Source organism: Verminephrobacter aporrectodeae subsp. tuberculatae At4, assembly GCF_000193225.1.
Taxonomy (GTDB): Bacteria; Pseudomonadota; Gammaproteobacteria; order Burkholderiales; family Burkholderiaceae_C; genus Acidovorax; species Acidovorax aporrectodeae.
In genome coordinates, this window is record NZ_AFAL01000219.1 from 1 (window position 1) to 2,278 (window position 2,278).

Below are 2,278 nucleotides of genomic sequence, written 5' to 3' on the forward strand. Positions count from 1 at the left end.
GGGGGTGCTGGCCGCGTCTTCGGGCTGGCTGGCTTCGCTGGGGCTGAGCACGAGGCGGGTCGATGTCACCGCCGCCTGCGCGCTGTCCTGGATGCCGTCGCCGTTGCCGTCGCCGGCTACGGCGGCTGCGCCAGCGGGGTCGGCGATGCCGGGGGTCTGGTCCTCGACGCTGCCGGGAATGCTGTCGCTGTCCTTGTCCGTCAGGCCTGTCGGGGCAGGAGTGTGGTTGTCCACCGACATGGCCCGGAAACTGGCCGCGGCGTTGCCGGCAGCGTCCTGCACCCCATGGCCGGATTCGGGCTTGGCGTAGCTGACGCTCAGCACCTCGTCGCTGGCCACGGCGCGGTCCAGCGTCAGCGTGACGGTCTTGGCCGCTGCGTTGGGCACGGCGCTGTTCACGGGAATCGCCGTGTCTGTGGCGCTACGCACCGTAAAGCCTGCGCTGCCCGTGAGCGCTGTCCCGTCCAGGCTATTGGCTTCGGTGTAGCGGACCACCAGCTGGTCGCCGGTGACCGTGGCGCTGTCGAACACCGGGGGCGTGGTGTCGATGTCGTAGCGGACGCCGGTGGAGGCCTGTCCTTCGCCCGCGTTGCCCGCCAGATCGTTCACGCCGGCCAGGTTCACTTGAAAGCTATTGTTCGACGATGTGACTTCGGAAGTCGGGGCGCTCAGGGTCGCGGTCCAGACGCGGCCGTCGCCGGTGGACGCCAGCTGCGACAGCGTGCCATCGTGCATGCCATGGACCATCAGCACGTCGTCGAGGCCAAAGTCCGTCACCGCTTCGGAGAAGGTGAAGGTGACCAGGGCGGTTTCGCCGTGTTTGAGAACGGTGTCGGTCTCGCCCGCGCCGTAGTGGACGTGGGTGCTCTCCAGCGTGGGCCGGATGGGGTCTACGCTGTAGCTCAGGCCCGTGGCCACCGTGCCCTGGCCCGTGTTGCCCACGTGGGTGTGGACGCCAGCGAGGTTCACGCTGATCGGGTTGTTCGTTGATGCAGCGCCGGTGTCGGGGGCATCGAGCACCACCTCCCAGGTGTCGCTGCTGCCGTCGGCCGCGGGGTGCGAGGCGAGCACTTGGCGCACGCTGCCGCTGCCAGGGGCCAGGACCACGTCGGCGGCGTCGAAGTCCTTGACCGCCGCGCCGAATTGGATGGTGACGTGGGCGCTCTGGCCAATGCCCAGCTGCTTGTCGTCCATGGTGATGTGGGTGCCCTCCAGCGTGGGCCGGGTGGGGTCTGCGCTGTAGCTCAGGCCCGTGGCCACGGTGCCCTGGCCCGCGCTGCCCGCGCGGGTGCGAACGCCCGCGAGGTTCACGCTGATCGGGTTGTTCGTGGATGCAGCGCCGGTGTCGGGGGCATCGAGCACCACCTCCCAGGTGTCGCTGCTGCCGTCGGCCGCGGGGTGCGATGCGAGCACTTGGCGCACGCTGCCGCTGCCGGGGGCCAGGACCACGTCGGCGGCGTCGAAATCCTTGACCGCCGCGCTGAATTGGATGGTGACGTGGGCGCTCTGGCCAATGCCCAGCTGCGTGTCGTCGATGCTATGGCCGGTCGTGGCCAACGTGGGCCGCACGGTGTTCACGGTGTAGCTGTTGCTGTTGACGGGGATGTCCTTGTCCTTGATGTCCGCTCCCCGGTTGCCGTGCAGGTCGCGCACCTCGTTCATATGCACGGAGATCACGCATTCCTCGGTGCTTGCCGTGTCGGGAGTGGGTGTGAACGTGGCGATCCAGGTGATGCCGCCGTCGGTGGTGACCAGACTGCCCAGCGTGCCATGGGCTTTGGAGAGGTCGATGGCTGGCTGGAAGTTGCCGACTTTCTCGGTGAAAACAAAGGTGACGGTGGCGGTTTCGCCGGCGGTGAGGTGTTCGTCGTTGATCGTGATGTCGCGATGCTTGGGTCGGAGGGTGTCTACGGTAAACATCTTTTCGGAAGAGTAGATCCCTGTGCCTGGCGTGCCGTTGGGCTCTACCACATTGGCAAGATCCAGGGTGATGAGACCACCGGTGGTTTCCACGCCCTCGTCCGCCTCCAGGGTGGCCTGGAAGTGTTTGGCATCCTCGATGTTCCTGGTCATTTCGTTGGCGAGCCAGTGGGTACCGTTCGGTATGGTCTTGCATTCAAATTGGCTGACACTCACTCGCAGCGGCCAGTCGTCGAACTCGAAATGCACCTGGATCGTTCGGGAATCCAAGGACAGAAGGTATCCCTTGTCCTCGGAGGGGTGTGACCCGGCCCAAATTTTGACGTGAGTAATAGCCATGGTGTTTCTCCTTCAGGTC

1 protein-coding gene is annotated in these 2,278 nt (G+C 66.1%); it reads right to left on the reverse strand.

Translation table 11 applies throughout. The features are described from left to right. On the reverse strand, positions 1–2,259 hold a 2,259-nt coding region (locus VTU_RS25965; protein ID WP_236610646.1), incomplete at its 3' end, for an Ig-like domain-containing protein. Positions 2,260–2,278 lie beyond the last annotated feature (19 nt).